We start from the raw sequence: 23841 nt of genomic DNA on the forward strand, positions 1-23841 counted from the left end.
CCTCAGGCACCTCCCGTCATCGCAGGCACAAGTCCCGCACGGCGCAGGAAGGTGCGTTGGTCCGGCAGTGTTTCGCAACTGGCCGCCAGCGTTCCGGCAATTCCGGCAAGGCTGGAGCGAACGCGCTCCTGCGGCAGCGCCGCCGCGTGTGCGTCCGCGCGCTCCATCCGCCATCCTGCCGCGATGAGGGCAGCCACCCAGCTCTCTCTCGTGAAGCTCTCCCCATCCATCAGGATGGTCCGTCCACGGCTGATAAAGTTCTCAAGGCGCAGCCTCAATGTTTCAGGCAGCGTTTCCGGAAGTTCACCCGGCGACATGAATGCCAGTGACACAAAGTCTGCGAGCGACCGCCAGGATTCCAGGGTCATCCGATTATATTCCGCCCGCTCCGGCTCAGCCGGACCTCCCCCGGGCAGCAACATCGCAAGTGTCTCCAGCCCGATCTGGATGATCCGCAATTCCGGCGCCTCGACAGGTGGCAAACGGCAGGCCGCATCGCCAATCCGCACCACCCCCCCCGTCCACGGCGCGCCGCACCATCCCGGCCCGAACGCCTGCGGCGAGGCGGAAACAGGCGAAAAACCTTCCCGGCGCAAGACAGATGTCGCGCGGTGAGCCGCCGCTTCGCTGCCTGCAATCAACGCCCGGTGCACATCTGCATTCATCGGCATATCGACCGCGACATTGCCGGCAACACCGCGCAATCGCGCAAGCCCCAGCGGCCGGCGCTCCTCGGACTTGCCCCAGAGGACCTGCACCGCGTCCGGTACCCCCCCGGCAGGCATCCAGTCCGCAGACGGAGAAATCCCGACCGTATCGACCACGAGGTCTGCCGAGAGCACGGATCCATCCGACAGCACAAGGGTGCCGCTCTCGGCTGCCGTCTGACCATAGGCCAGCGGCGCAGAAGCAATGGCTCCATAATGCCGCGCGGCGCGTTCCAGAAAGCTCAGATAGGCCGGACCATCCAGGTGCAGGCCGGGACTGAAGACACTGCCCGGCGGCCCGCCGTCCAGCGGCGGCGCAAACCGGCCTGCCCGGGCCGCAAGCACCGCCAGGGAACAGGCGCCATAGGCGCCCGGCGACGTATCCTCCGAATGCGCCCGCCAGGCGAGATGGAAGGGCACATTGCCGAACGCCGCGCCCGTGTCACCATAGGCATGTATGCCGCCGCTGACTGAATACTCCGTACCAAGACGGAATGTCGCATCCGTCGCGCGCATCAGGTCGCGCAGGTCAAATCCCAGAACCTGGTGCACGGCTTCGAAACTCGGCAAGCTCGCCAGCACCGGCGGTACAGGCGCATCGCCCGCCGGCACCCACACGATTTCCGTTCCCAGCCGCTTCAGCAGGCGCGAGAGATACGCCGCCGAAAGCGCCCCGGCGACGCCCGAGCCCACTACGGCGACGCGCTTCAGGACCCCGGTCATGCGATCACCTCTGCAGGGCAGTATCGCTTCAGAGCCTCTTCGTGCGTATCCAGTGAGTGCACGACGTCCGCGATATGCCGCTTGAGAGCTGATAGTGTTTCCGCAACCTGTTCCAGCGGCAGGGCATCCGCGCGCGGGTCCCAATGCTGCGGGATGACACGCTGGCCGACGTACACGGCAATCCAGCTCGGGAACAGGAACAGGCCATCGCGATACTTCATCACGATGCCCCGCTCGCGGAACAGGGTCAGCTTTTCTTCGAGGGATCCCGGCACATCCATTGTGCGCACATAATTCCAGAAGTCGGAATCATCGCGCTCTGTGGCGTGATAATGCAGGATCAGGAAGTCGCGCACCCGGTCATACTCAAGCGACATCACGCGGTTGAACTCCGTGATATCGCGCGCATCGAGAGGCCCGTCCGGGAACAGCTCGAGGAGCGTCGTGATTCCCTGCTGGATCAGATGGATGGATGTCGATTCCAGCGGCTCCAGAAAGCCGCTCGACAGGCCCACTGCCACGACATTCCCCACCCATTGCCGGCGCCGCTGCCCGGGCCTGAATCTCAGGCGGTTCGGCTGGCGCAGGGCCGGCGCATCCAGATGCCGGAGTAGTTCATCCTCCGCCGACTGATCATCCAGGAAGGCCGAGGAATACACATGCCCGTTGCCCACCCGGTGTTGCAACGGAATACGCCACTGCCAGCCTGACGTCCGCGCCGTCGCGCGCGTGTACGGCATCAAAGGCCCTGCACTTTCTGTCGGAATCGCAATCGCCCTGTCACAGGGCAGCCACCGCGACCAGTATTCGAATCCCGACCCCATCGCGCCGTCAATCAGCAGGGCGCGGAATCCAGAACAGTCGATGAAGAGGTCACCCTCAATCTCGCGCCCTTTCCCGAGGCTGAGCGTTTCGACATGCCCCGTCTCGGGATTCTGGCGCACCGATGTGACCTTGCCCTCCACCCTCAGGACACCGCGTCCCTCCGACACCCGGCGCAGGTACCTGGCATACAGGCCGGCATCAAACTGGTAGGCATAGGAGAATGTCGACATGACCGACGCCATGTCCGTGCCCGGAAATCCGAACCGCCCAGCCTCCGCCATCACAACGGGAAGCGAATAGTCACAAATCCTGGAGGCCAGCCCGGCCGCCCTGAGCCGGGCCCATATTTGCAGGAAATCCACGCCGCCCGCCGGCTGGCCATAATCGCCGAAGGGGTGAATGTAGGAATCGCCCTTGCGGGCCCAGTCGCAAAACTGGATTCCCAGCTTCATCGTCGCTTGCGTCGCCCGCATCAGCTCGGGCTCGTCCAGCCCGATTCGCTGATTGAAGAAGCGGATATGCGGCAGGGTCGCTTCCCCGACCCCGACCGTTCCGATTTCGTCGGACTCTATAAGTGTGATCGACACCTTCCGGGGCGCCAGAACGTGCGAAATAGCCGCCGCCGTCATCCAGCCGGCAGTGCCTCCCCCAAGGATCACGATCCGCCGGATCTGCGGCGCCATCGGCGTTTTCCTCATGTTTTCAGCCGTCTTACGCGGCCTTTCCTGATTCAGACCGTAACATTTTTGCCATGCTTGGCGAGAGCGTTATCATAATGCAATTTTTGCGGCTTGATAGCGCAAACATTTTGTGTTTCGTTAGCGCTATAACAGACCGGGCAAAAGTCCGGCCGCCCATCAAGGGTGGTATAAGCGTTCGCACAGGGAGGGCCCATCGTGGCAAAGAAGTACGGTTACTTAACGACTCGCCGACTGGCATCGTGGTCAGCACTGGCATGCGGCGCGTCCGCCCTGTCACTCCTGACGGCGATGCCGGCTATTGCTCAGACAGAAGATGAGCCTGCCGCGACCACCGCGCCGGGTGAAGACGCCGAAGCGCGTCAGGAAACGGTCGTCGTTCTCGGCATCCGTTCCTCCATCCAGAGCGCCCAGGAAATCAAGCGCAACGCGGAAACCTTTGTCGATGCGATCACCGCGGAAGACATCGGCGCCCTGCCGGACCGCTCGGTCACCGAAGCCCTCCAGCGCGTCCCGGGCATCACCATAAGCCGCTTTGCTGCGGCAGACGACCCGGACCACTTCTCGATCGAAGGCCAGGGCGTCATCGTCCGCGGCCTCACCTATGTCCGCTCCGAGATCAACGGCCGAGACACCTTCTCCGCCAACAACGGCCGCGCGCTCAGCTTCTCGGACGTTGCGCCCGAACTCCTCGGCTCGGTTCAGGTCTTCAAGAACCAGACCGCCGACCTGATCGAAGGCGGCGTTGCCGGCACGGTCAACCTCGTCACCCGCAAGCCTTTCGATGCCAGCGGCCGCGTCATCGCCGGCACGCTGGAATACAATTACGCTGATTTCCGCGAACAATGGGCTCCCACAGGTTCGGCCATCTACAGCAACCGCTGGGAAACCGAAGCCGGCGATATCGGCATCCTGCTCAATGGCGTCTTCTCCGAACTGAACACCCGCTCGGACGGCACGCAGATCTCGAGCTTCCAGCCGCGTACGGACCTTGCCCCGGGAACTGTCTGGGTGCCGGAAGGCGCCGCCTTGCGGACACAGGACTATGACCGTCAGCGCATCGGCTATGGCGGATCCGTGCAGTGGGAAAACCCCGACCGCACCCTGATGGCCACGTTCGAGCTGCTGCGGTCCGAAGCGTCGACCTCCTGGACGGAACATGTCATCGAGATCGCAACGGATAACGTCGGCGATACGGCATTCAACTTCCTTCCGGGTACTGAGTTCGGTTTCGGCTCTGACGACCTCTTCACCCACGGCACCATTTCGGCACCCGTTGGCTGGCGTCAGGACCAGAACGATCCGATTGAGGTCGGCGGTCGCCGCACACCCGTCTATGGCCTGCAATCCAACAATATCCGCCGCGATGTCGAGCAGGAACAGGTCACTCAGGATACGTCGCTGAACCTGAAATGGACGCCCACGGACAAATGGTCGTTCAACGTGGACTTCCAGCATGTCGACTCGACCGTCGAAAACGTCGATTTCGGCATCTGGGGCTCGACCTTCCAGGATGTTGCCCTCGACCTTCGCCGCGAAATCCCCCAGGTTCGCTTCCTCGGTGCCAATACGACCGGCTTCCCCGGGAGCCCCGCTCTGGATTGCTCCGGCGGTTTCGGCCAGTCAGGCGGTTGCCCGGCCTATGTCACCCCCGGAAACGAGGCATCCTACGCAGACCCGCGCTACTCCTTCTGGCGCGCAGCGATGGACCACCTGGAAGACAGCGAAGGCACCGAGAAAGCCTTCCGCGCCGATTCCGAGTATGAATTCGACGATGGCGGCTGGCTGAAATCGGCCCGTGCCGGTGTGCGCTGGTCCGAACGCGATCAGACAACCCGTTTCTCGACCTATAACTGGGGTGCCCTCTCCGAAATCTGGGGCAATGGTGGCCCGGTCTGGATGGACGAGATCGGTGCGCCGGAAGGCATGATCCAGAACTATTACTGGAGCAATTTCCAGCGCGGTGGAGCAGCTGTTCCCCCGGCCTTCCCGTACTACGCCTACAACGTCGCGCAGAATTATGATCAGGCTGCTGACTTCGCCGACACGGTCGTCGCAGCCTGGCTCGCAGCTGGTGGTGCGGGTGCACCCACGGGTGGCGGCGGTGGCTGGACACGCCTCAGCGAGCGTCCGGGCGTCGTGGCCGGAACGCCTTACCTGCCCGGCGAGATCAACGATACGCTGGAAGAAACCCAGTCGGCTTACGCCATGCTCCGCTTCGGGCATGACAATCCGTTCGGCAATGGCTGGACTCTCGATGGCAACATCGGCCTGCGTTACGTCGAAACCTCGTTCGACTCTCAAGGTGGCTGGAACTTCCCGACGCCGGGTTCGATCCCGATCGATTTCGGCCTCCCGCCGGACGCACTGGATCCTTTGGCCGGTGGCCAGAACCGCTGTCTCGAGCCGACCAACCGGCCGCCGGATGCGGATCCCTATCTCCCGCCCGCCTTCTGCGCACTGCCGGCTGATCAGCGGGCTGCCATCCGCGCATTCGCAGATGGTGCGAGCCTTGGCGTAACTTCGACGAACACATATGAAAACTGGCTGCCGAGCATCAACTTCAAGATTGGTCTCAATGACAGCATGATCATCCGTGCGGCCTACTCGAAAGGCATCTCGCGGCCCGATCTCGGTCTCATGCGGAACTATTTCACGATTACGCCGCTGACACAGGACGATCCGCGGACGCCTGAAGCAGATGCACCTCCGCCCGGCTTCAACGAAGGCTGGTATGGCTTCACGGCTTCGGGTGGCAACCCGTTCCTCAAGCCGACGGAAGCTGACAACTACGATCTGTCGTTCGAATGGTACTTCGCCGATGCGGGCTCGTTCACGGCTTCGGTGTTCTACAAGGAGATCGACAACATCGTCGTCACCGGTGAAGGCGACCTTGTCTTCATCAACCCCGAAACGGGTGCGTCGGCAGCCAACGTCTTCACCCGCCAGCCGACCAACTCGGATGAAACCGGCAAGGTCAAAGGTCTCGAAATTGCCTACCAGCAATTCTACGACTTCCTGCCCAAGCCCTTCGATGGTTTCGGAACGCAGGTCGCACTGACATTGCTGGAAAGCGAAGGCGTCCAGTCATCCGCGGTAAACAACACCAACACGACCCCCGCGGCCAACAATCCGCTGGTTGATCTTGGTGACCTGCCGCTGCAGGGCCTGTCGGATGTGACCTACAACGTTGCCGCCATCTACGAAAAAGGCCCCATCTCGGCCCGCCTCGCCTATAACTGGCGCAGCGATTACCTCGTCACCCCGCGGGACGTGATCACGCCCTTCTACCCGATCTTCCAGGAGTCGACCGGGCAGCTTGACGGATCCTTCTTCTACACGGTGAACGAAAACCTGAAGATCGGTATCCAGGGCGCAAACCTGCTCGACGAGATCACCGAGACGACGTCGTACATTCCGAACGCAGACGGACGCCGTGGCGGCCGGTCCTGGTACCGGAACGATCGCCGGGTCACGATTTCGGCCCGCTTCAACTTCTGACCTGAACCGTCAGACCTCCCGGGATGCGCCGCGAACTTGTTTCGCGGCGCATCTTTTTTCTGCATCGGCGGAGCGGTAGGCTTGGCTGAGGAGCACACAATGCCGGATCAAGCCCACGCCTTCGAACACCTCCCGGCCCTCCCTGTCAGGGAAGGGGTTACGCCCGAGATTTTCCGACATGAGATACAGGCGCGCGCAGAGCCGGTCGTCCTGCGCGGCCTGGTCTCGCAATGGCCCGGCATATCCGCCGGCGCGGCAGGCACCGCCGCAATGGCACGCTATCTTTCAGGCTTCGACAACGGCCGCCCGGCCGAAACCATTTTCGGACCACCGGATATCGGTGGCCGCTTCTTCTACTCGGAAGACCTCCGTGGACTGAACTTCTCCCGCCGGCCCGAGCGCATCTCCCGGTCCCTGCAGGAACTCGTCAGCCTGGAAGCGGCTCCGTCTCCGCCCTCGATCTATGTGCAGTCGATCCCCATCGCGGACCACCTGCCCGGCCTGTTGAACGAGACGCCCCTGCCCCTCCTTCCCGCCAGCGTGTCGCCGCGCATCTGGATCGGAAACCGTCTCACGGTGCAAACCCATTTCGACCTGTCGGAAAACATCGCCTGCGTCATCGCTGGCCGGCGCCGCTTCACGTTGTTCCCGCCGCACCAGCTGAAAAACCTCTATGTCGGCCCTTTCGAACACACGCTCGCCGGCCCGCCCGTCAGCCTCGTGCGCCCCGAATCCTGGAACCCCGAAACCCACCCGCGCTTTGCCGAAGCGCTCGCTCACGCCCGCACCGCCGAACTTGCCCCCGGCGACGCGATCTACATACCCTATTGCTGGTGGCACCACGTCCAGTCCCTCACCTCGTTCAACGTTCTCGTGAACTACTGGTGGAGCGAAGCGCGGCCGGACCTCGGCTCTCCTTTTGACGCAATGCTGCACGCCCTGATCGCCCTCCGCGATCTGCCGGCCCGCGAGCGCGAGGTTTGGCGCGGGATGTTCGATCACTATGTCTTCGCCGCCAATGGCGACCCCGTCGCGCACCTTCCGGCAGACTCGCAGGGCGCCCTCGGCCCCCATTCGCCGGAGATGCGCCGCAAGCTGAAATTCACGCTCCTGACATCCCTCGCCAAAGCCCTCGGCCTCGCGCCGCCGCCAATGAACTAGGGCCACGCTCTCATCTTGGCGCCGAAACCGGCGGCCCGAGATAACTCTCCGGCACATCTGCCTGGCTCACCACCAGCTTCTGGAACACCAGCGGCGCATCGATCACCCATAGCGTCAATGTTTGTGCGCCCGCCGCCACATCCGGAAAGGTCACCGTGTGGTGATGCGAATTCTTCGCCACTGTCGCTTCCCAATGCGACTCGCTCCAATCCGCCGGCGTCAGCTGCGTGTGCACATTCACGATGACCGGCTCACTCCCGCCGAGCGACAGGGCAAACCGCATCCCGCCATCGCCCTTGAAGTCCAGCGTCGGCGCGAGCTCCACCTCGACCGTCACCGGCTTCGCCTCAAACAGGTGCAGGTCGTACTCAAGGTGCGGCGCGGCGTCGTTGCCTGGCTCAAATTCGGGCGCCGTCCCCGGCACCAGCGTAATGCCATCTCCTGTCCGGCCAAGGTTCGGGATGACAGACCAGCTTGCCTGCGGTCCGTCTGATCTGCGGCTTGCTGCAGCCGCATCGATGGCCACAAACCCGCTCGCCAGCGGATAGCCTCTCGCCGCTTCCCAGCCCCGGGGCTTGTACACCGGCACAGCAATCTTCAGGCTGTTCCACCATCTGGACCTGACGCGTAACTCACCGGTATGGCGCCCTTCCGGCACCTTTTCCCAGTCAATGCGCACCTCGATCCGCTCTGATCCGCTTACGGAGCGTTTTCCCTCCGCAACCTGAATCCAGTCTTCCCGGGCCGATACCCGCACTGTAACCGGTTCCTCACCCGTACTGAACACGTCAATCCAACGCGCCTGCTGCTCAAACACATCCGACAAGGGCAGCGCCGCGCCCTTCTTGCCGAGCCGCAAGCCACGCGTGTCGCCCTCAATCGCAACCCCGGCCGCGCTCTTCGCCGGAATATCCGGCCGCTCAACTGCCGGCATCACCTGCTCTTCCGGCTGCTGCCAGTAGGTATAGCCGATATGGGTCTGGGACATCATGTGCACCCATTTCCCGTCCGCCACGTCTTCGTGGTAGATGCGCGTCAGCTCCGCATCGCGCGCGTAAAATGCTTCTGCGCGTTCCGCCTGCGCCCGCGCATCTGGGGCTCGCCCCTGCGCCGCGTAAAGCCGGTTCAGCGCCGCCGCTTCATAAAGCTGGTAAAGATTCGTTGTTGCGAGAACGGAAAACCAGACTAGCTGCACATAAGCGTCATCATACTCCGCCGGCAGCTTTGCCCGCACCGCATCCGCCCTTGCCGCCAGCGCCTCCAGCTCAGCCGTCACACGCCGGAACTCATCGAAATTCACAACACTGAACGTCTCCGGATCAACCAGCTCATGCTTCCGCCTCGAGGCATACTTGGTGTAAAGGTCCGTGATCTGAGCTATCTCGCCCGCATGCTCGGCCGGAAACTGCTGCGCTGCCCACACTTCCGTATAGCCTGACATCCGCTCGCGCGGCATTGCCTCCGGATTCCAGGCCTGGTCCAGGAAGAACGAGATCGGAAACTCCATCGGCTTGATATCACCGACATTCACGATCCAGATTTGCCGCGCCCCGAACTCCCAGGCGAGGTTCATCTGCTCCCATACGCGTTCGATCTGGTTTGTGTTCAGCCACTTGTAGTTTCGCGGCCCGCCCACATAGTCGAAATGATAGTAGACGCCATATCCGCCCGGCCGTTCGCTGCCAGGTTTCGGCAATCGCCGAATGTTGCCCCAGTTATCATCCGCAAACAGAAGGGTGATATCGTCAGGCACCTGCATACCCTGGTCGTAATAGTCCTGCACTTCCTTGTAGAGCGCCCAGATAGAAGGCTGCTCTGACGCAGGCTTGCCGGTCACATCCCTGATGATCTCGCGCTGGTCTGCGACTATGCGCTCAAGGAGCGCAATCGCGGTGCCCTCCGTCATCGCCTCGTCACCATCGCCGCGCATACCTAGCGTAACGATTGTCTCCCAATCCTTCATCCGCTCGATGCCGTCGCGCCAGAAGCCACGCAGAACTTCATCATTCAATGTATAATCCCAGCGCCCCTCACCATAGCGCGCCCATTCGACATGCGCGCGCCCCATCGGCTCGTGATGCGACTTGCCGACCAGTACACCCATTTCATCAGCCAGCGGACCACTCAGCGGATCGTCATCATAGATCGACTCGCCCCACATCGCCGGCCACAGATAGTTGCCCTTGTTGCGCAGGATGAGTTCGAACACGCGCTCGTAAAAACCGCTTTTGAAGCCGCCATAGTGATGGTTCACCCAGCCATAAAGCGCTGGCTTCTCATCATTGATGAAGATGCCGCGATACTTCACGCGCGGCCAGTCGGCCCGGCTCCCGGCGATCACAGACAATTCCGGCCGGTGCGGCACAGGTACATCCGCCCACCATTTCCACGGCGAAACGCCAGCGCGCTCCGAAAGGTCATAGATACCGTAAATCGTGCCGCGCTTATCCGCCCCGGCAATCACCAGCGCGCGCGATACACCTTCTGAAGGCGCATCAACGACGGCCTGCACATAGCCTTCCCACACGCCCTCGATCGCCGAAACATCCAGCCGCCCTTCAGCCGCAAGCCGGTCGATCACCGCAGACCGCCCCAGCGTGCCCGCAATGACCACGAACTCCCCCGCCGCCGCCTCGCCGCGCGCCAGTTCCGAAAGATCCGTGGTCAGATTACCCGCCGCCCGCAGCACGCCCGGCCAGTCCGCCGCGTCGGTGATCACCGCCACAGGCACCCCGCCCGCTATCAGCGGAAACGCGCCCTTCATCTGCCCCGCGCACACATCCAGCGGTTGGCTGCACGCGGGCCCCTCCGCGCGCGCACGTCCGCAAACGAGAGCGAATGCAAGTATCACGACAAGCGCCAGGCGCAGGGCGGAAAGTCCGGCCATTGGTCCGTCTCCTCTTCATATTGCGCCGTCGTCAAGCAGCGCGGGCCGGATCAGCCGCCGCAATCCGGTTGGCCGTCCTTATCCTCAGCCAGAGCGATGCCCGCTAACGCCACGCGTCCGCCGTCCAGTCCGAACCGCACAGCACTCGTCAGCTTCGACATGTCAACACCGGCATCCGCGAAACAGCTCAGCGAAATCCGATGCTCCGCCCACTCGGCGCCCACCGCCACCGGCACCTGCCGCGCACATCCACCTTCCAGCGCGCATCCCATGGACACGTTCACATTCGCCGTCTCCGCTGTCATCGAACGCGCGAAGAAGCTCAACTCCATCGCCCCGTTCGACTCGCGCGACCAGTCAAGCCCCGCGCCCGCCGTCTCGAAGGAAAGTGCCGCCGGTGCACTGTTCGCCGACAAGGCCAGCGCGTCTTCCTGCGCGCCGTGATCCACCCGCGCCGGCGGGCCGTCCGATCCCTCGAACCGCATGCTCCACGGCGCCACCGCCTGCCCGCGCGCAAACACCGCGCCTCGCGCGCCATTCGCTTCAGAGGCCAGCCCGCTCTCTTCCGTCAGCACACCAACAGTCTGCGGCGCGGCATAGGAAAGCCCGTAGCCATAGGCAAACTGCGGCGCGTAGTTCGCATCACCCCGGTTCAGCGGCGTCTGCACCGCGCTTGCAGGCCAGGAGAAGGAGAGCCGCCCTGTGAAGTCATATTCCGGCTTCGTGCGGAACAAGAGGTCCGCCACACCGCCACCCTCAGAGCCCGGCCACCACGCCGCCACGAACGCGTCCGACGCATTTATCTCCGGGTTCGTCCACAGCGGCCGTCCCGACAGGAACACCGACACCACCTTCGCCCCGCTCGCGCGGTACCCCGCCAACAACGCCGTATCAAATCCCTCCGGCACAAAGTCCACATTGTCCCGGTCGCCCTGGAATTCCGCATACGGATCTTCTCCGTATACCGCGATCACGACATCGGCTTTCACCTTGCTCGTGCCTCCCGGATCATGGATCACGGTGCCGCCCGCCGCTTCGACCACCTCGCGGATGCCCGACAGGATCGTCTGCCCGTTCGGGAAATGCGCATTGTCATACCCGCCGCCCTGCCAGGACAGTGTCCACCCGCCCGAAACCTTGCTGATACTGTCGGCCCCATCGCCCACCACCAGCACCGTCTGCTTCGCCGCCAATGGCAGCGTGCCATCATTGTTCTTCAGCAGCACCAGCGACTGGCGCACAGCGCGCCGCGCCACATCCCGATGCGCCGCCGAGCCGAGCAGCGACGTGTCGCCCGCGCCCGCCCGCAGGCTCGGCTTCGGCTTGTCAAACAGGCCATAGGCAATCTTCACACGCAGGATGCGCCGCACGGCATCATCCAGCCGCTCCATCGGTATGGTGCCGTCCTGCACATGTTTCAGTGTCGACTTATACATCCCCTTCCAGCTGTCCGGCGCCATGTACATGTCGAGCCCCGCCAGCAGCGCCTGCGGACAATCCGTGTTCGTACAACCTGGTATCTGCCCATGCGCGTTCCAGTCACCGACAATGAACCCGGTAAAGCCCAGCCGGTCCTTCAGAATGTCCGTGAGCAGAGCATGGCTGCCGTGTATCTTGATCCCGTTCCAGCTGGAGAAGGACGCCATGATCGTCTGCACACCGGACTCGATCGCCGGCATATAGCCTGCCGCATGAATGTCGCGCAGCTCCGCCTCGCTGATACGCGCATCGCCCTGGTCGCGGCCATTTTCCGTGCCGCCATCGGCCACGAAATGTTTCGCACTCGAGATCACGCGCCCGTCGCGCAGCCAGCCTTCCGCACCCTGCACACCCTGCAACCCTTCGACCACCCTGCCGGCAAAGCTGCGCACAATCTCGGGGTCTTCTGAGAAGCCCTCATACGCCCTGCCCCAGCGATCATCGCGCGGCACGGCCAGCGTCGGCGCAAACGTCCAGTCATGCCCGGACACCACCAGCTCCGCCGCCGTCACAGCCGCAATATCCCGGATCAGATCCGGATCATTCGTCGCACCCAGGCCGACATTGTGCGGAAACACCGTCGCGCCCACAAGGTTCGTATGTCCGTGTACGGCATCAATACCCCAGATCACCGGTATGGCGATCTCGACACCTTCGGTATCCAGCGAAGCCTCGAAATACGCATCCGCCGCCGCCAGCCATGTCGCCGTATCCGCAAATGGCTGCTCGCTAGGCGCGGAATTGCCGCCGCTCAGCACGGAACCCAGCCGATAGCGTTTCACATCTTCCGGCGTCAGGAATTCGCTATCGCCCTGGATCACCTGCCCGACCTTCTGCTCCAGCGTCAGCTTCGGCAGGATCGCATCAATCTGCGCCTCGATCGCCGCATCCAGCGGCGCAACCGTCAGCTGCGGCCAGCTCTCCGGAGTGACGGAAACGTCCTCATACGGCCATTTGTCCGGCTGCTCCATGGCGGAGTTACATCCTGGCGTGGCCAGCAGGGCCGCTGCACAGGTCAGCAGCATCAATTTTGAAACGGTGGACAATGTCATCCAATGTCACTCCTTGAGGCTGGCGGCGGCAGACGCGCGCCGTTCGGTATGGTCGAGATAGATGGCAAGCGCGGCGAGCGGCGCGTTCCAGTTGATGGCAACTTCGTTCATCGCATAGGATTCAACATCGTCCGCCCAGCAGGCCATCGGGGCACATTTGCCCTTCATCTGCTGCGCCACGGGGTCTGCCATCGCGGTATTGTTCGCCCCGCCTGCCAGCGCCCCCGGCGGCGGCAACGGAAACTCCGGGTTCACGGCGCCGGCCCAGATGCGGTGATGCGGCGCGCGCATCGCCCGCACGCCGTAGCCGGACACATAGCTCTGATCGAGCACATTGCGGCCCAGTACATATTCCATCGCGTCCAGCGCGCCGTCGCGGAAGCGCGCCTCGCCCGTCAGGTCAAATGCCGCCGCCAGCACAAGGCCGCGGTTCAGCACAAGGCTGTTGGAGCCCCAGTAATATTCCGAAACACCGAGAGGGAAGCGATAACCTTCACCGTCGCGGATGGTGAGAATCTCTTCTGCTGCACGCACAATGATCGCCTGACCCTCCGCAGAAAGTTTCCGGTCGCGCACATCCTTCCGTACAGAGAGGGTCAGCGCCGGCATCAGGTCCACATCCGCCCAGCCGAAAGCGTTCTTCACAGGCCCGAAAGCCGGATTGGCGCGAAGGTCTGCCAGATAGGCCGGATCGCCCGTCGTCTCATACAGCTCCAGCGCTGCCCACGCGAACTCATCGTACAGCCGCCCGTCACCATATCCGCCGCTGCCATCAAAGCTGTTGCTGGCATATATTTCCGGATGCGCTTTCGCCGCCTCGTAGGCGCGCAGAGCCGCGGCGAAGCACTTGCCGGCAAAGGCATCATCCACGCCTGCCCAGAGCCGCGCGCATTGTGCGCCCGTCGCCGCCAGCCCCAGCGTCGCCGAGGTCGAAGGCGGATACAGCAGCCGCTCCTGATCGTCATTCCACGGCCAGATCGGCAGCGGCGGCCATTTGCGCCCCGCCAGCTTGTGATGCACCATGCCGCCCGCATCGATCTGTTCGAGGTCTGCGGCCTTGCCCTGCTCGATCTGCGTACCCGCCTTCGGCGCCCACACCATCGCGCCGTCCGGCACTTGCAGCTTCAGCAGGCTCTGCATGCCCCAGCGCGCTTCGTCCAGCAGTTCGCTCACGCCATTGCCAGTCTCCGGCAACTGCATCCGGCCATCTGCCCAACCGGCTTCGGCCACCGCGTCCCACTCCGCCATGCGTTCATACGCGTGCTGCAGCGTCCAGACCGACACACCGAGGTTCACCGGATAAACACCGAAATCGCCGGCATCGAACCAGCTGCCGGTCACCTCCAGCTCATAGGCGCATCCCGGCCACGTGTTGCCGAACATGTCTTCGCCGGAGAAACACGTCACGCTCAGCGGCGTCAGCGACGCGCGCCGTGCCCATTGCGACCCCTGCACATATTCAGCCTTTATCTCCGTGCCGATCCGGTTGTGATAGAAATAGCGAAGCGCATCTTCCGACAGGCCCGCATATAGATCCGCGCGCACCGCAAACGGATGGCTCACCGCGCCGCATGCCGAAACGGTATAGCCCTCGCCCTCCGGCAAGTCCCGCGCCAGCGTAATCGTATGCACGCTGTCGGCGGAGGCTTCATTCTTTCCTCCGGGTACGGATATTCCGGACGCCACCACGGCGCCCGCCGCATCGCGCACTTCATACGCAACCGGCTCTGCCTGCGCCGTCCGCAGGATCACGGTCTTCGATGCAGAGGGAAGAAACCCGTGCTGCGTCAGCCGCAACTCGCAGCTGTCCGCCTGCGCCGTCAGCTCGCCCGCCGCCGGCTTGGTCGTGCAACCGGATGCCAGCAGCGCCGCGCCCGCCGCAACGCTCAGAAATAGCCTCTTGGCCCGCATGCTTCGTCCTCCCTGCAACCTGCTCCGGTCTCGCGGCGCCTTGCGGCCACCGGGGGGAACATCGCTGCGTTTCCATTGCCTGCCGCCATGAGTCGGCATCAGATAAGTTGCACTTTAGCGAGATAATGATAGCGCTATCAAGATAAAAACGACACGGCGGAGGATTCAGATGTTTGGTTCGGCCAGAGCCCTTTTCATTTCCGGAATGGCAGCCGCCCTGCCCCTTGGCTTCGCATCAGCGCAGGCACCGGATTTTGCCCCCCGCTTCGCAGACCGCATGGTCCTGCAGCAGGGCGCGCCCATCACCGTCACCGGCACAGCAACGCCGGGCTCAGCCGTCGAAGTCTCCCTCGGCGAAGCCTCCGCAAGCGCAACCGCAGACAGCACCGGCACATGGCAAGCGGTCCTCCCGCCTCAAAGTCCCGCGCGCGGCCTCACCCTCTCGGCCACCAGCATCGAGGGCGCAGCCACCCGCTCAGACATCCATATCGGCGATGTCTTCCTCTGCTCCGGCCAGTCGAACATGGAATATCCGGTCAACCGCGCGCTGAACCCGGACATAGAACTCGCCGGCCCCTTCTCCGCTGACCTGCGCCTTCTCAAGGTGCCGCAGAAGTCCAGCCCCGCGCCTGAGCCCGCCTTGCCCGATGGGGCTGTCTGGCAAGCTGCAGGCCGCGACACGGTCTCCGGCTTCTCCGCCATCTGCTACTTCTTCGGCCGCAGCCATCAGGCGCGCACGGGCCATCCCGTCGGCCTCATCGATTCCAGCTGGGGCGGCTCACGCATCGAAGCCTGGATCAGCCCGGCCAGCCTCGCCTCGGATCCGAAATTCACCGATGGCCTCGCCCTTCTGAAACAATACGCCCTCGATCCCGCCCCTGCGATTGGCGGCTATGGCGCCAACTGGGAAAAATGGTGGGCCTCAATCTCACCGAACTACGCCCCGTGGGTGACTGGCCTCGCCGCTGCCAAACGCATTCCCGGCGAAATGCGCGACTGGAAAACCTATGGTGACCCCGAACTGGAAAACCATTTCGGCCTAGTCTGGTTCGAACGCACCTTCACCCTGCCCGCCAACGCCGCAACCGGCTCTGCCACCCTCTCCCTCGGCGCGATGGACGAGATTGACTCCGTCTGGGTCAACGGCGCCTTCATCGGCACCACCTTCGGCTGGGGCACCCCGCGCACCTACGCGCTCCCCGCCGGTATCCTGAAACCGGGCGAAAACCGCATCACTGTCAATGTCCACAACGGTTGGGGCGCAGGTGGCATGACAGGCCCGGACGCCGCCCTCAACGCCATCCTCGAAGACGGCACCCTCATCCCCCTCTGGGGCAGCTGGTCCTATGAGAAAGTCCCCACCTCATTCGGCACACCGCCGGTGACACCCTGGAGCAGTGTCTCTGGTCTCTCCGGCATGCACCACGCCATGATCGCCCCGCTCGCGGGCCTGAAATTTGCGGGGGCGCTCTGGTATCAGGGGGAGTCGAACACGGGTGAGGCAGAGAAATACAAAGACCTGCTCGACCGGTTGGCGGCAGACCTTCGCGGGCAGTTCGGGGCGGGGCTGCCGGTGCTGGTTTTCCAGCTGCCGGAATTCGGGGCAAAGCTGGAAAAAGCTGGAAATTCCGGGTGGTCCTCGCTGCGCGATGCACAGCGGCGCTTCGTGGAGGGGGATGTTCGCAGCGGCCTGGTGGCCGTTCTCGGCGCCGGGGATGAGTGGGATATCCACCCGCCGAACAAGCAGGAACCGGCGCGCCGCGCCGCCGCCGTCTGGGACGCCATCGGCACCGGCAGCCCCGTCCGCACCGGATACAGCCCTGAAACCATTTCGAAAAAGGGCCGCACCATCCGCATTACACTGCCGGAAGCCACAGGCCCCTACACCACCCCCGGCACCAACCAGCCCGTCGGGTTCGCCGTGTGCACAACAGCCGGCAGCTGCAGCTTCCACACTTCCACACTGTCGGGCCGGACCATCGACCTCAAGAAGGTTCCGAAAGGTACAAGCACTGTCCGCTACTGCTGGGGGGACACGCCCGTCTGCAATCTCACGGCGGCGGACGGCACACTTGTCACGCCGTTCGAGCTGCGTCTGCCTTGAGCCGGAGGGGTCCTGATTGGCACTGACCTGGCCTCAAACGGCCCGATACAGAGCAGATTTCTCGCTGATTTTTCCGGGATTTTTCTCGCCGATTCCAGAAGATTCCAGCTTTTTCCAGCTTTTTCCAGCTTTCGGAGAGGACCTGAAAATCGCGATTCCTAGTCCGCCGGACCCGCGAGTCCGGTCCGGTTTCCGGGCGCGAAAATGCCCTTCGCCCTCCCCCAACTCGTGACCAGGTCCGGCCATGCTTCGAGGGGTGTCCCGGCTATGCCGCGAAGACCGAATCCATGACCGCCGGTTTCGAAGAGGTGCATCTCGACCGGCACGTCTGCGGTGCGCAAAGCATCATAAAGAAGGAGCGCATTTTCGACGGGGACGGCGGGGTCGTCTTCCGCGTGCATCAGGAAGGCCGGAGGCTGGCCCGCTTCGATTCTCGACTCGAGGGACCAGGCAGTTTCTGCCTTGGGGGATGGCGCGTCGCCGAGCAGGTTCAGCCGCGAGCCAGGATGGGCGTGGGGCAATTGCATCGTGGCGACCGGATAGATCAGCGCGGTTGCATCCGGCCGGGCGGAGTGGAGATCGGCAGCATCGAGCGGGGCGTAGGTGCTGACGTCGGCGCCGGTGTGCAACGCGCCCGCGAGGTGGCCGCCAGCGGAAAATCCCATCACGAGGACACGGGCAGGATCGATGCCGTCTTCGCTGGCGCGGCTGCGGATGAGACGGATGGCGCGCTGAGCATCCTGCAGCGGAGCATCTGGCCCGGCTTGCCATCCCTGATGCGGCAGCCGGTAGCGCAGGACATAGACCGTTGCCCCTCGCGCCGAGAAATGGCGCGCGCCTTCGAAGCCTTCCTTGTCGATGACGACCCAGCGATACCCGCCGCCCGGAATGATCAGGATTGCGGAGCCATCCGAATCTTCCGGTCGGAACAGGGTGAGGCTCGGCGCGGTGACCTCGTGCGCGGCCCGGTCCAGCAGGCCGAATGGATTTACCCGCTCTACGACCATTTCGGTCAAGCCATCCGGCACGCCGCCGGGCGGGCCTTCCGGCCAGAGCAGGATGACTTCCGGCACTTCGGCGCGTGCCGGGCCCTCCAGCGGAACCGACTGGCAGGCCCCCAGCAGGAGCGCGGCAAGGACTATCGTCAGTACACGGTGCATCGGACGGGCCTCAGCGCGCCATCTGCGGCAAGGCGAGCGAGAGGCTGGGGATGAAGGTGATCAGCAGCAGCGAGAGAATCAGTGCCAGGTAGAAGGGCCAGATCGTCCTGACGGCTTCCTCGACCTTCAGGTTGCCGACCGCGGCGCCCACGAACAATACCGAGCCGACCGGCGGAGTGACCAGCCCGATGCCCAGGTTCAGCATCATGATGATGCCGAAGTGGACCGGATCGACGCCGACTTCCATCGCCACCGGCAACAGGATCGGCGTGGTGATCACGATCAGAGGCGACATGTCCATGAACGTGCCCAGCACGAGGAGCGTGACGTTGATGATCAACAAGACCAGCAGCGGGTTGCTGGTGATGGACGTGATCAGTTCGGCGAGCTGCGCAGGTGCCTCGAGTATGGCGAGGGCATATCCGAATGCAGTGGCCGCGCCGATGATCAACAGCACCATCGAGGTGACCTTGACCGATTGCTGGGCCGCATCGACGAAGCGCGACCAGCCGAGCGACCTGTAGACCAGCGCGCCGACAAGGATGGTGTAGATCACCGCGATGGCGGAAGACTCGGTGGCGGTGAAAATGCCGGACAGGATTCCGCCCATGATGATGACCGCTGCCATCAGGCCCGGAATGGCCAGCAGCGTGGTGCGGAAGAAGACGCGCCAGCCCGGAAATGACCCGCTGGGATAGCCGCGCCGGACGGCCACGAGCCATGTGACGGCCATCAGTATGGCCGCCGTGACAAGGCCCGGAATGATGCCCGCAAGGAACAGGTCGCTGATCGGCACGCCTATGCCGGAGGCGGCGGAGTAGATGATCATATTGTGCGAGGGCGGAATAAGAAGGCCGACAATCGCGGCCGTGGCGGTCACGTTGACGGCGTAGTCTGCGTCATATCCCTTCTGCTTCATCAGTGGCATGAGTGTGGAGCCCATGGCCGACGCGCTCGCAATCGCCGAGCCGGACACCGCGCCGAACAGGGTCGAGGCGCCGACATTGACGAGGCCAAGGCCACCGCGCGTGCGCCCCAGCATGGCCTCGGCCACCTCGACCAGGCGCTGGGCTATGCCTGACCTGTACATCAGATCGCCCGCGAAAATGAAGAACGGGATGGCCATGAGCGAGAACACGCTGATGCCGCCGGCGAGGCGCTGGAAGACCACGACCAGAGGAATGTCCATGGCCAGGAAGGTTGCGATAGCGGCGCCGAGGAGCGAATAGGCGACCGGCACGCCGATGGCGAGCAGGAGCACGAGAACGCCCATGAGGATGAGGAGTTCCATCAGACGGCCTCCCCTGTTTCTGCTGCTTCGGCAGACAATCCGAACTTCTCCAGCACCTGCTCGAGCGCGAACAGCGCCATCAACGCGCCGCTGATCGGCAGGCCGAGATAGACAAGCCCGCGCGGAATACCGAGCGAAGGCACAGCGTGGCTCCAGGTGCGGATCACCAGCTCGCCGCCCCAGACCAGCATCGCCGCGCCGCAGAGGCCGACAATCGTGTGCGAGACGATCTGCATCGCCTTGCGGGCCCCGACCGGCAGGGCCTCTTCCAGGGCCACGATGCGGATGTGGAAGCCCTGCCGCACGCCCGCCGCAGCCGCGAGCGAGACATACCAGATCATCAGGGCCAGCGCGGCCTGTTCGGACCAGGACGGCGTCGAGTTCAGCACATAGCGGCCGAAGACCTGCCAGCCGATGATGATGGTCATCAGCACCAGGCCGAGGGCGCCGGCCTTGATGAGAAGATCGGCGGCGATGCGCGTGACATTCGACAGTATCCGGATCATTCGCCTGCCCCCATGGATTCAATTCCGGCGACCAGCCGGCGCGCCGTGTCGCTGGTGATGTAGCGATCCCAGACGGGACGCATCGCAGCGGCGAAGGCGGACTTGTCTTCGACTTCATTAACCGCAATGCCTGCTGCCAGCAGCCGGCCGCGCGCATCGGCGACGCGCTGGTCCCAGAGGCCGCGCATGAAGGGAACGGAATCCTTCGCCGCCTGTCGGACGGCCTGGCGGTCTTCAGCGTCCAGCTTGTCCCAGCGCGATTTCGACATGACCAGGACTTCCGGCGCAATGACATGCTGCGTCAGGCTGTAATACCTGGCAGCTTCGAAATGCCGGCCGCTTTCGTAGGAGGGCCAGTTGTTCTCCGCCCCGTCGATGACGCCCTGCACGAGCGCCTGATAGACTTCCGCGATACTCATCGGCGTTGCGTCCGCGCCGAGCGCGCGGATCATCGAGATGTAGAGATCGGAACTCGGCACACGGATCTTCAGGCCGCGCATGTCGGCCGGCGTGAGGATCGGGCGGCGGGTGTTGTAGAAATTGCGGTCGCCGCTGTCATAGAAGCAGAGGCCGATGAGGCCGTGCGGCTCGAGGGAGGCGAGGATCTCGTCACCGATCGCGCTGTCGAGAGCGCGGCGCATATGATCATTGGACTGAAACAGGAATGGCAGGGCGGGAATTGCCGTGAGCGGCTCAATCGAGTTCAGCGGGGCGAGATTGACACGGTTCATGTCGAGGCCGCCGAAGACCGTGATCTCGAGCGTATCCTGTTCCGAGCCGAGCTGCCCACCCGCATAGATCTTGACCCCGAGGCGTCCTTCCGTCCGCTCACTGAGCAACCGGCCCATCTCCTTGACGGCCTGCACGGTGGGGTATTCTTCCGGATGCGTGTCGGTCGAAAGGAAGGCCCGGCCTGCGGGCGCGCCGCACGCCGAAACGGCCCCCGCGGCAGCGCCGGCGATGAGGACAGCGCGGCGGCTGAGGCCGGTCCGCAGGGGGTTCGGAAGGGTGTTCATCTGCGTTTCCCCGGCGCGCGGTTTACGCCGCATTGCAGCACCCGCCTTATCATCCTGTGGGGCCATACTCCCCTTTTGGTAACCGGTGTCAATACTGTTTTGTCGCGGGATTCAGCGTTTCACGTCCAGGCTGCCACCGGCCATGGCGGCCTCGACTTCGGCGACGGAGACGCGGTTGAAGTCACCCGGGATGGAATGCTTGAGCGCGCCGGCGGCGACGGCGAAATTGATCGTGTACTGCGCATCGCGCCGGGTGAGGAAGCCGTGCAGCGCGCCGGCCGCAAAGGCGTCGCCGCCGCCGATCCGGTCGATGACGCCGGGCAGGTCGTGGACGGGAGATGCCCATCTGCCCTCGCGCGTGACGAGTTCGCCGGCAAGCGCCTGATCGTCGACGGAGGCCTGCTGGCGGGTCGTGGCGGCGATGGCCCGGAGTTTCGGAAACGCCTCAAACGCGGCGGCGAAAGCGGAGGCGCGATCCTCGAACCGGCTGCGCAGGATAAGCGCGATATCGCGTTCGTTGATGAAGGCATAGGTGGCGGCGGAGAGTATCTCGCGCAGGATGGCCGGGCCGTCGCCGGCCCAGGCGTCCCAGAGAAGTGCGCGGTAGTTTCCGTCGAACGAGACCGGGACACCGGCTTCCGCAGCGGCGTTCACGGCGCGGATGGCGGCTGCGGCGGCGTTGGGACCGATCGCGGGGGTGACACCGGAAATATGAAAAAGGTCCGTTCCCGGAAGGATGTCGCGCCAATCAACCTGGTCAGAAGCGGCTTCGGCGAAGGCGGAGCCGGCCCGGTCATAGGTGATCGCCGACGGCCGGCGCACAGCGCCGGGCTCGAGGAAATAGAGACCCATCCGGTGCTGGGAGCGCTGCACGGCGCGTGTGGAGACGCCGTGGCGGCGCAGTTCGCCGAGGGCGGCAGAGCCGAGCGGGTTGGCAGCGACGATGCTGGCAAAGTCCACCTCATGCCCGAAATTCGCGAGTGAGACGGCGACGTTTGCTTCGGCGCCCCCGACGCAGACATCGAGGGCGGCGGATTGCAGCAGGCGTTCGGCCCCCGGCGCAGTCAGGCGCAGCAGCAGCTCTCCGAAGCAGACAACCTTCGCGCCCATGACCCACAGCCTCCCGGTTGCAGACTAGCGCGCCAGCCAGCCGCCGTCCACGGCGAGCACGGTGCCGTGAACATAGTCCGAGGCGGGCGATGCGAGAAACACGGCGGCGCCCGCCAGATCGGATGGCCGCCCCCAGCGCCCGGCGGGAATCCGGCCCAGGATTTCCGCATTGCGTTTTTCGTCCGCCCTCAGAGCATCGGTATTATTGGTCTCGAAATAGCCGGGCGCGATGGCGTTGACGTTGATGCCATGCTTTGCCCACTCGTTCGCCAGCAGCTTGGTCAGCCCGGCGATCCCGCTTTTCGAGGCGGTGTAGGAGGCGACGCGGATGCCGCCCTGGAAAGACAGCATCGAGGCGATGTTGATGATCTTGCCGCCATTGCCGGAGGAGACCATCGAGCGCGCCACGGCCTGGCTCAGGAAGAAGACCGATTTGAGGTTCACATCCATCACCTCGTCCCAGTCGGCCTCGGTGAAGTCGAGCGCGTCATTGCGCTTGATGGTGCCGGCATTGTTGACGAGGATGTCGACGGGGCCGAAGGGCGCCTCGGCCTTCAGGGCGACTTCGCCGGCCACGGAGGGATCCGAAAAGTCTGCAGGGACGAAAGCGAACTTGCGCCCGAGCGCCTTGACCGCCTTCTCCGTGTCCGATGGCGCGGAGCGGCCCGCCGCCACGATGTCGGCGCCTGCGGCTGCGAGCCCGACGGCCAGCCCCTGGCCGAGGCCGGTGTTGGCGCCGGTCACGAGTGCCACCTTGCCGGTGAGATCAAAAGGCGAGGACATCCGCCGCTCCTATTTCAGCTGGCAGATATCGAGCACATTCATGTCGGTATAGTCGAGGTTTTCCCCGCCCATTGCCCAGATGAAGGCATAGCTCTTGGTGCCCGAACCCATATGGATCGACCAGGGCGGCGAGATCACGGCTTCATCATTGTTCATCACGAGATGGCGTGCCTTGTCCGGCTCGCCCATGAAATGGAACACGCGGTCATTCTCGCCGAGGCCGAAATAGAAATACACTTCCGAGCGGCGATCGTGCAGATGCGGCGGCATCGTGTTCCAGACAGACCCGGTATCGAGGATCGTCAGCCCAAGGAGGAGTTGGCAGGATTTCGCCGTCGCCGGGACGATATACTGATAGATCACCCGCTTGTTGCTTTCCGCCAGGGAGCCGCGCTCCAGAGGTACAGCCTTGTCGATGGAAATCTTCACGGTCTCAAAGCGCGCATGCGCCGGTGTCGAGACGAGATAATATTTCGCAGGCGATGCCGGATCAGCCGAGGCGAACTCCACTTCCGACCCCATCGGCACATAGAGCCCGTCGCGCGGCGCCATGTCATAGGCCTTGCCATCGACCGTCACCGTACCCGCACCAGCACCGACATTCACGACGCCAAGTTCGCGGCGCTCAAGGAAGGGCTTGCCCGACGCCGAGGCCGGCTCGGTCTGCGCCGGCAGCGCGACCTTGCCTTTGACCGGCATGGCGCCGCCGATCACCATCCGCTCATTGTGCGAATAGTTGAGCTTGACGGCGTCTGCCGCGAAGAGGCCGGAGACGATGTAGCGGGCGCGAAGGTCTTCGGTCGAGGCGCCGTCCATCATGTCCGGATGGGTGGCGTGATAGGTTTTTTCGAACATGTGTCGCTCCCTGCTGTTCTGATTTTGGTAACCGGTGTCATAACAAGCCCGAACGGGCTTCGCAAGCCATGA

General features: G+C 63.8%; 15 protein-coding genes. 3 read left to right on the forward strand and 12 right to left on the reverse strand.

The annotated features are described in order from the left end of the window. Positions 1–2: 2 nt before the first annotated feature. The gene (locus ACK4TE_RS10160; protein WP_409911395.1) at positions 3–1430 is read right to left on the reverse strand and encodes a tryptophan 7-halogenase; all 1428 of its coding nucleotides are present in this window, start codon (positions 1428–1430) and stop codon (positions 3–5) included. Continuing rightward, positions 1427–2938, reverse strand: coding sequence for a tryptophan halogenase family protein (locus ACK4TE_RS10165; RefSeq protein ID WP_409911396.1), 1512 nt, complete (start codon positions 2936–2938; stop codon positions 1427–1429). The genes ACK4TE_RS10160 and ACK4TE_RS10165 overlap by 4 nt, the downstream gene beginning before the upstream one ends. 306 nt (positions 2939–3244) lie before the next feature. On the opposite strand from ACK4TE_RS10165, the gene ACK4TE_RS10170 reads away from it, so the two are divergent. Together ACK4TE_RS10170 and ACK4TE_RS10175 are read left to right on the forward strand one after the other, a co-directional pair. Then, positions 3245–6454 (forward strand): TonB-dependent receptor, encoded by a 3210-nt coding sequence (locus tag ACK4TE_RS10170; protein WP_409911397.1) that lies wholly within the window; start codon positions 3245–3247, stop codon positions 6452–6454. Between the two features lie 99 nt (positions 6455–6553). Then, complete coding sequence (locus ACK4TE_RS10175; protein ID WP_409911398.1) at positions 6554–7615, forward strand: cupin-like domain-containing protein; 1062 nt, start codon at positions 6554–6556, stop codon at positions 7613–7615. A gap of 10 nt (positions 7616–7625) precedes the next feature. Here ACK4TE_RS10175 and ACK4TE_RS10180 read toward each other — a convergent pair whose 3' ends face one another. From ACK4TE_RS10180 to ACK4TE_RS10190, 3 genes are read right to left on the reverse strand one after another with little or no spacing between them, the layout of a single operon-like run. Continuing rightward, entirely contained in the window at positions 7626–10502 is a 2877-nt protein-coding gene (locus tag ACK4TE_RS10180; RefSeq protein WP_409911399.1) for a glycosyl hydrolase 115 family protein, read from the reverse strand. Positions 10503–10552: 50 nt separating this feature from the next. Beyond that, positions 10553–13033, reverse strand: coding sequence for a glycoside hydrolase family 3 N-terminal domain-containing protein (locus ACK4TE_RS10185; protein ID WP_409911400.1), 2481 nt, complete (start codon positions 13031–13033; stop codon positions 10553–10555). 6 nt (positions 13034–13039) lie between these two features. Continuing rightward, complete coding sequence (locus tag ACK4TE_RS10190; RefSeq protein WP_409911401.1) at positions 13040–14944, reverse strand: glycoside hydrolase family 9 protein; 1905 nt, start codon at positions 14942–14944, stop codon at positions 13040–13042. A gap of 169 nt (positions 14945–15113) precedes the next feature. Here ACK4TE_RS10190 and ACK4TE_RS10195 point away from each other — a divergent pair, with 169 nt between their 5' ends. Beyond that, complete coding sequence (locus ACK4TE_RS10195) at positions 15114–17048, forward strand: sialate O-acetylesterase (RefSeq protein ID WP_409911402.1); 1935 nt, start codon at positions 15114–15116, stop codon at positions 17046–17048. A 158-nt stretch (positions 17049–17206) separates the two neighbouring features. Here the strand turns inward: ACK4TE_RS10195 and ACK4TE_RS10200 are convergent, their stop codons facing one another. From ACK4TE_RS10200 to kduI, 7 genes are all read right to left on the reverse strand, one after another. Next, on the reverse strand, positions 17207–18208 hold the full coding sequence (locus ACK4TE_RS10200; RefSeq protein ID WP_409911403.1) for an alpha/beta hydrolase: 1002 nt from the start codon (positions 18206–18208) through the stop codon (positions 17207–17209). Between the two features lie 10 nt (positions 18209–18218). Further along, entirely contained in the window at positions 18219–19499 is a 1281-nt protein-coding gene (locus ACK4TE_RS10205; protein WP_409911404.1) for a TRAP transporter large permease, read from the reverse strand. Continuing rightward, the gene (locus ACK4TE_RS10210; RefSeq protein ID WP_409911405.1) at positions 19499–20005 is read right to left on the reverse strand and encodes a TRAP transporter small permease; all 507 of its coding nucleotides are present in this window, start codon (positions 20003–20005) and stop codon (positions 19499–19501) included. The genes ACK4TE_RS10205 and ACK4TE_RS10210 overlap by 1 nt, the downstream gene beginning before the upstream one ends. Next, on the reverse strand, positions 20002–21021 hold the full coding sequence (locus ACK4TE_RS10215) for a TRAP transporter substrate-binding protein (RefSeq protein WP_409911406.1): 1020 nt from the start codon (positions 21019–21021) through the stop codon (positions 20002–20004). The genes ACK4TE_RS10210 and ACK4TE_RS10215 overlap by 4 nt, the downstream gene beginning before the upstream one ends. 111 nt (positions 21022–21132) lie before the next feature. Further along, entirely contained in the window at positions 21133–22131 is a 999-nt protein-coding gene (locus ACK4TE_RS10220; protein WP_409911407.1) for a sugar kinase, read from the reverse strand. Positions 22132–22155: 24 nt separating this feature from the next. Continuing rightward, on the reverse strand, positions 22156–22914 hold the full coding sequence (gene kduD / locus ACK4TE_RS10225; protein ID WP_409911408.1) for a 2-dehydro-3-deoxy-D-gluconate 5-dehydrogenase KduD: 759 nt from the start codon (positions 22912–22914) through the stop codon (positions 22156–22158). A gap of 9 nt (positions 22915–22923) precedes the next feature. Continuing rightward, complete coding sequence (gene kduI, locus ACK4TE_RS10230; protein WP_409911409.1) at positions 22924–23769, reverse strand: 5-dehydro-4-deoxy-D-glucuronate isomerase; 846 nt, start codon at positions 23767–23769, stop codon at positions 22924–22926. Positions 23770–23841 lie beyond the last annotated feature (72 nt).

This window comes from Hyphomonas sp., assembly GCF_046313975.1.
Taxonomy (GTDB): Bacteria; Pseudomonadota; Alphaproteobacteria; order Caulobacterales; family Hyphomonadaceae; genus Hyphomonas.

What these genes read in the sequence shown, in the direction of transcription:
- ACK4TE_RS10160 (WP_409911395.1), bottom strand. Translation starts at nt 1,430, where the DNA reads ATGACCGGGGTCCTGAAGCGCGTCGCCGTAGTGGGCTCGGGCGTCGCC.
- ACK4TE_RS10165 (WP_409911396.1), bottom strand. Translation starts at nt 2,938, where the DNA reads ATGGCGCCGCAGATCCGGCGGATCGTGATCCTTGGGGGAGGCACTGCC.
- ACK4TE_RS10170 (WP_409911397.1), top strand. Translation starts at nt 3,245, where the DNA reads ATGCCGGCTATTGCTCAGACAGAAGATGAGCCTGCCGCGACCACCGCG.
- ACK4TE_RS10175 (WP_409911398.1), top strand. Translation starts at nt 6,554, where the DNA reads ATGCCGGATCAAGCCCACGCCTTCGAACACCTCCCGGCCCTCCCTGTC.
- ACK4TE_RS10180 (WP_409911399.1), bottom strand. Translation starts at nt 10,502, where the DNA reads ATGGCCGGACTTTCCGCCCTGCGCCTGGCGCTTGTCGTGATACTTGCA.
- ACK4TE_RS10185 (WP_409911400.1), bottom strand. Translation starts at nt 13,033, where the DNA reads ATGACATTGTCCACCGTTTCAAAATTGATGCTGCTGACCTGTGCAGCG.
- ACK4TE_RS10190 (WP_409911401.1), bottom strand. Translation starts at nt 14,944, where the DNA reads ATGCGGGCCAAGAGGCTATTTCTGAGCGTTGCGGCGGGCGCGGCGCTG.
- ACK4TE_RS10195 (WP_409911402.1), top strand. Translation starts at nt 15,114, where the DNA reads ATGTTTGGTTCGGCCAGAGCCCTTTTCATTTCCGGAATGGCAGCCGCC.
- ACK4TE_RS10200 (WP_409911403.1), bottom strand. Translation starts at nt 18,208, where the DNA reads ATGCACCGTGTACTGACGATAGTCCTTGCCGCGCTCCTGCTGGGGGCC.
- ACK4TE_RS10205 (WP_409911404.1), bottom strand. Translation starts at nt 19,499, where the DNA reads ATGGAACTCCTCATCCTCATGGGCGTTCTCGTGCTCCTGCTCGCCATC.
- ACK4TE_RS10210 (WP_409911405.1), bottom strand. Translation starts at nt 20,005, where the DNA reads ATGATCCGGATACTGTCGAATGTCACGCGCATCGCCGCCGATCTTCTC.
- ACK4TE_RS10215 (WP_409911406.1), bottom strand. Translation starts at nt 21,021, where the DNA reads ATGAACACCCTTCCGAACCCCCTGCGGACCGGCCTCAGCCGCCGCGCT.
- ACK4TE_RS10220 (WP_409911407.1), bottom strand. Translation starts at nt 22,131, where the DNA reads ATGGGCGCGAAGGTTGTCTGCTTCGGAGAGCTGCTGCTGCGCCTGACT.
- kduD (WP_409911408.1), bottom strand. Translation starts at nt 22,914, where the DNA reads ATGTCCTCGCCTTTTGATCTCACCGGCAAGGTGGCACTCGTGACCGGC.
- kduI (WP_409911409.1), bottom strand. Translation starts at nt 23,769, where the DNA reads ATGTTCGAAAAAACCTATCACGCCACCCATCCGGACATGATGGACGGC.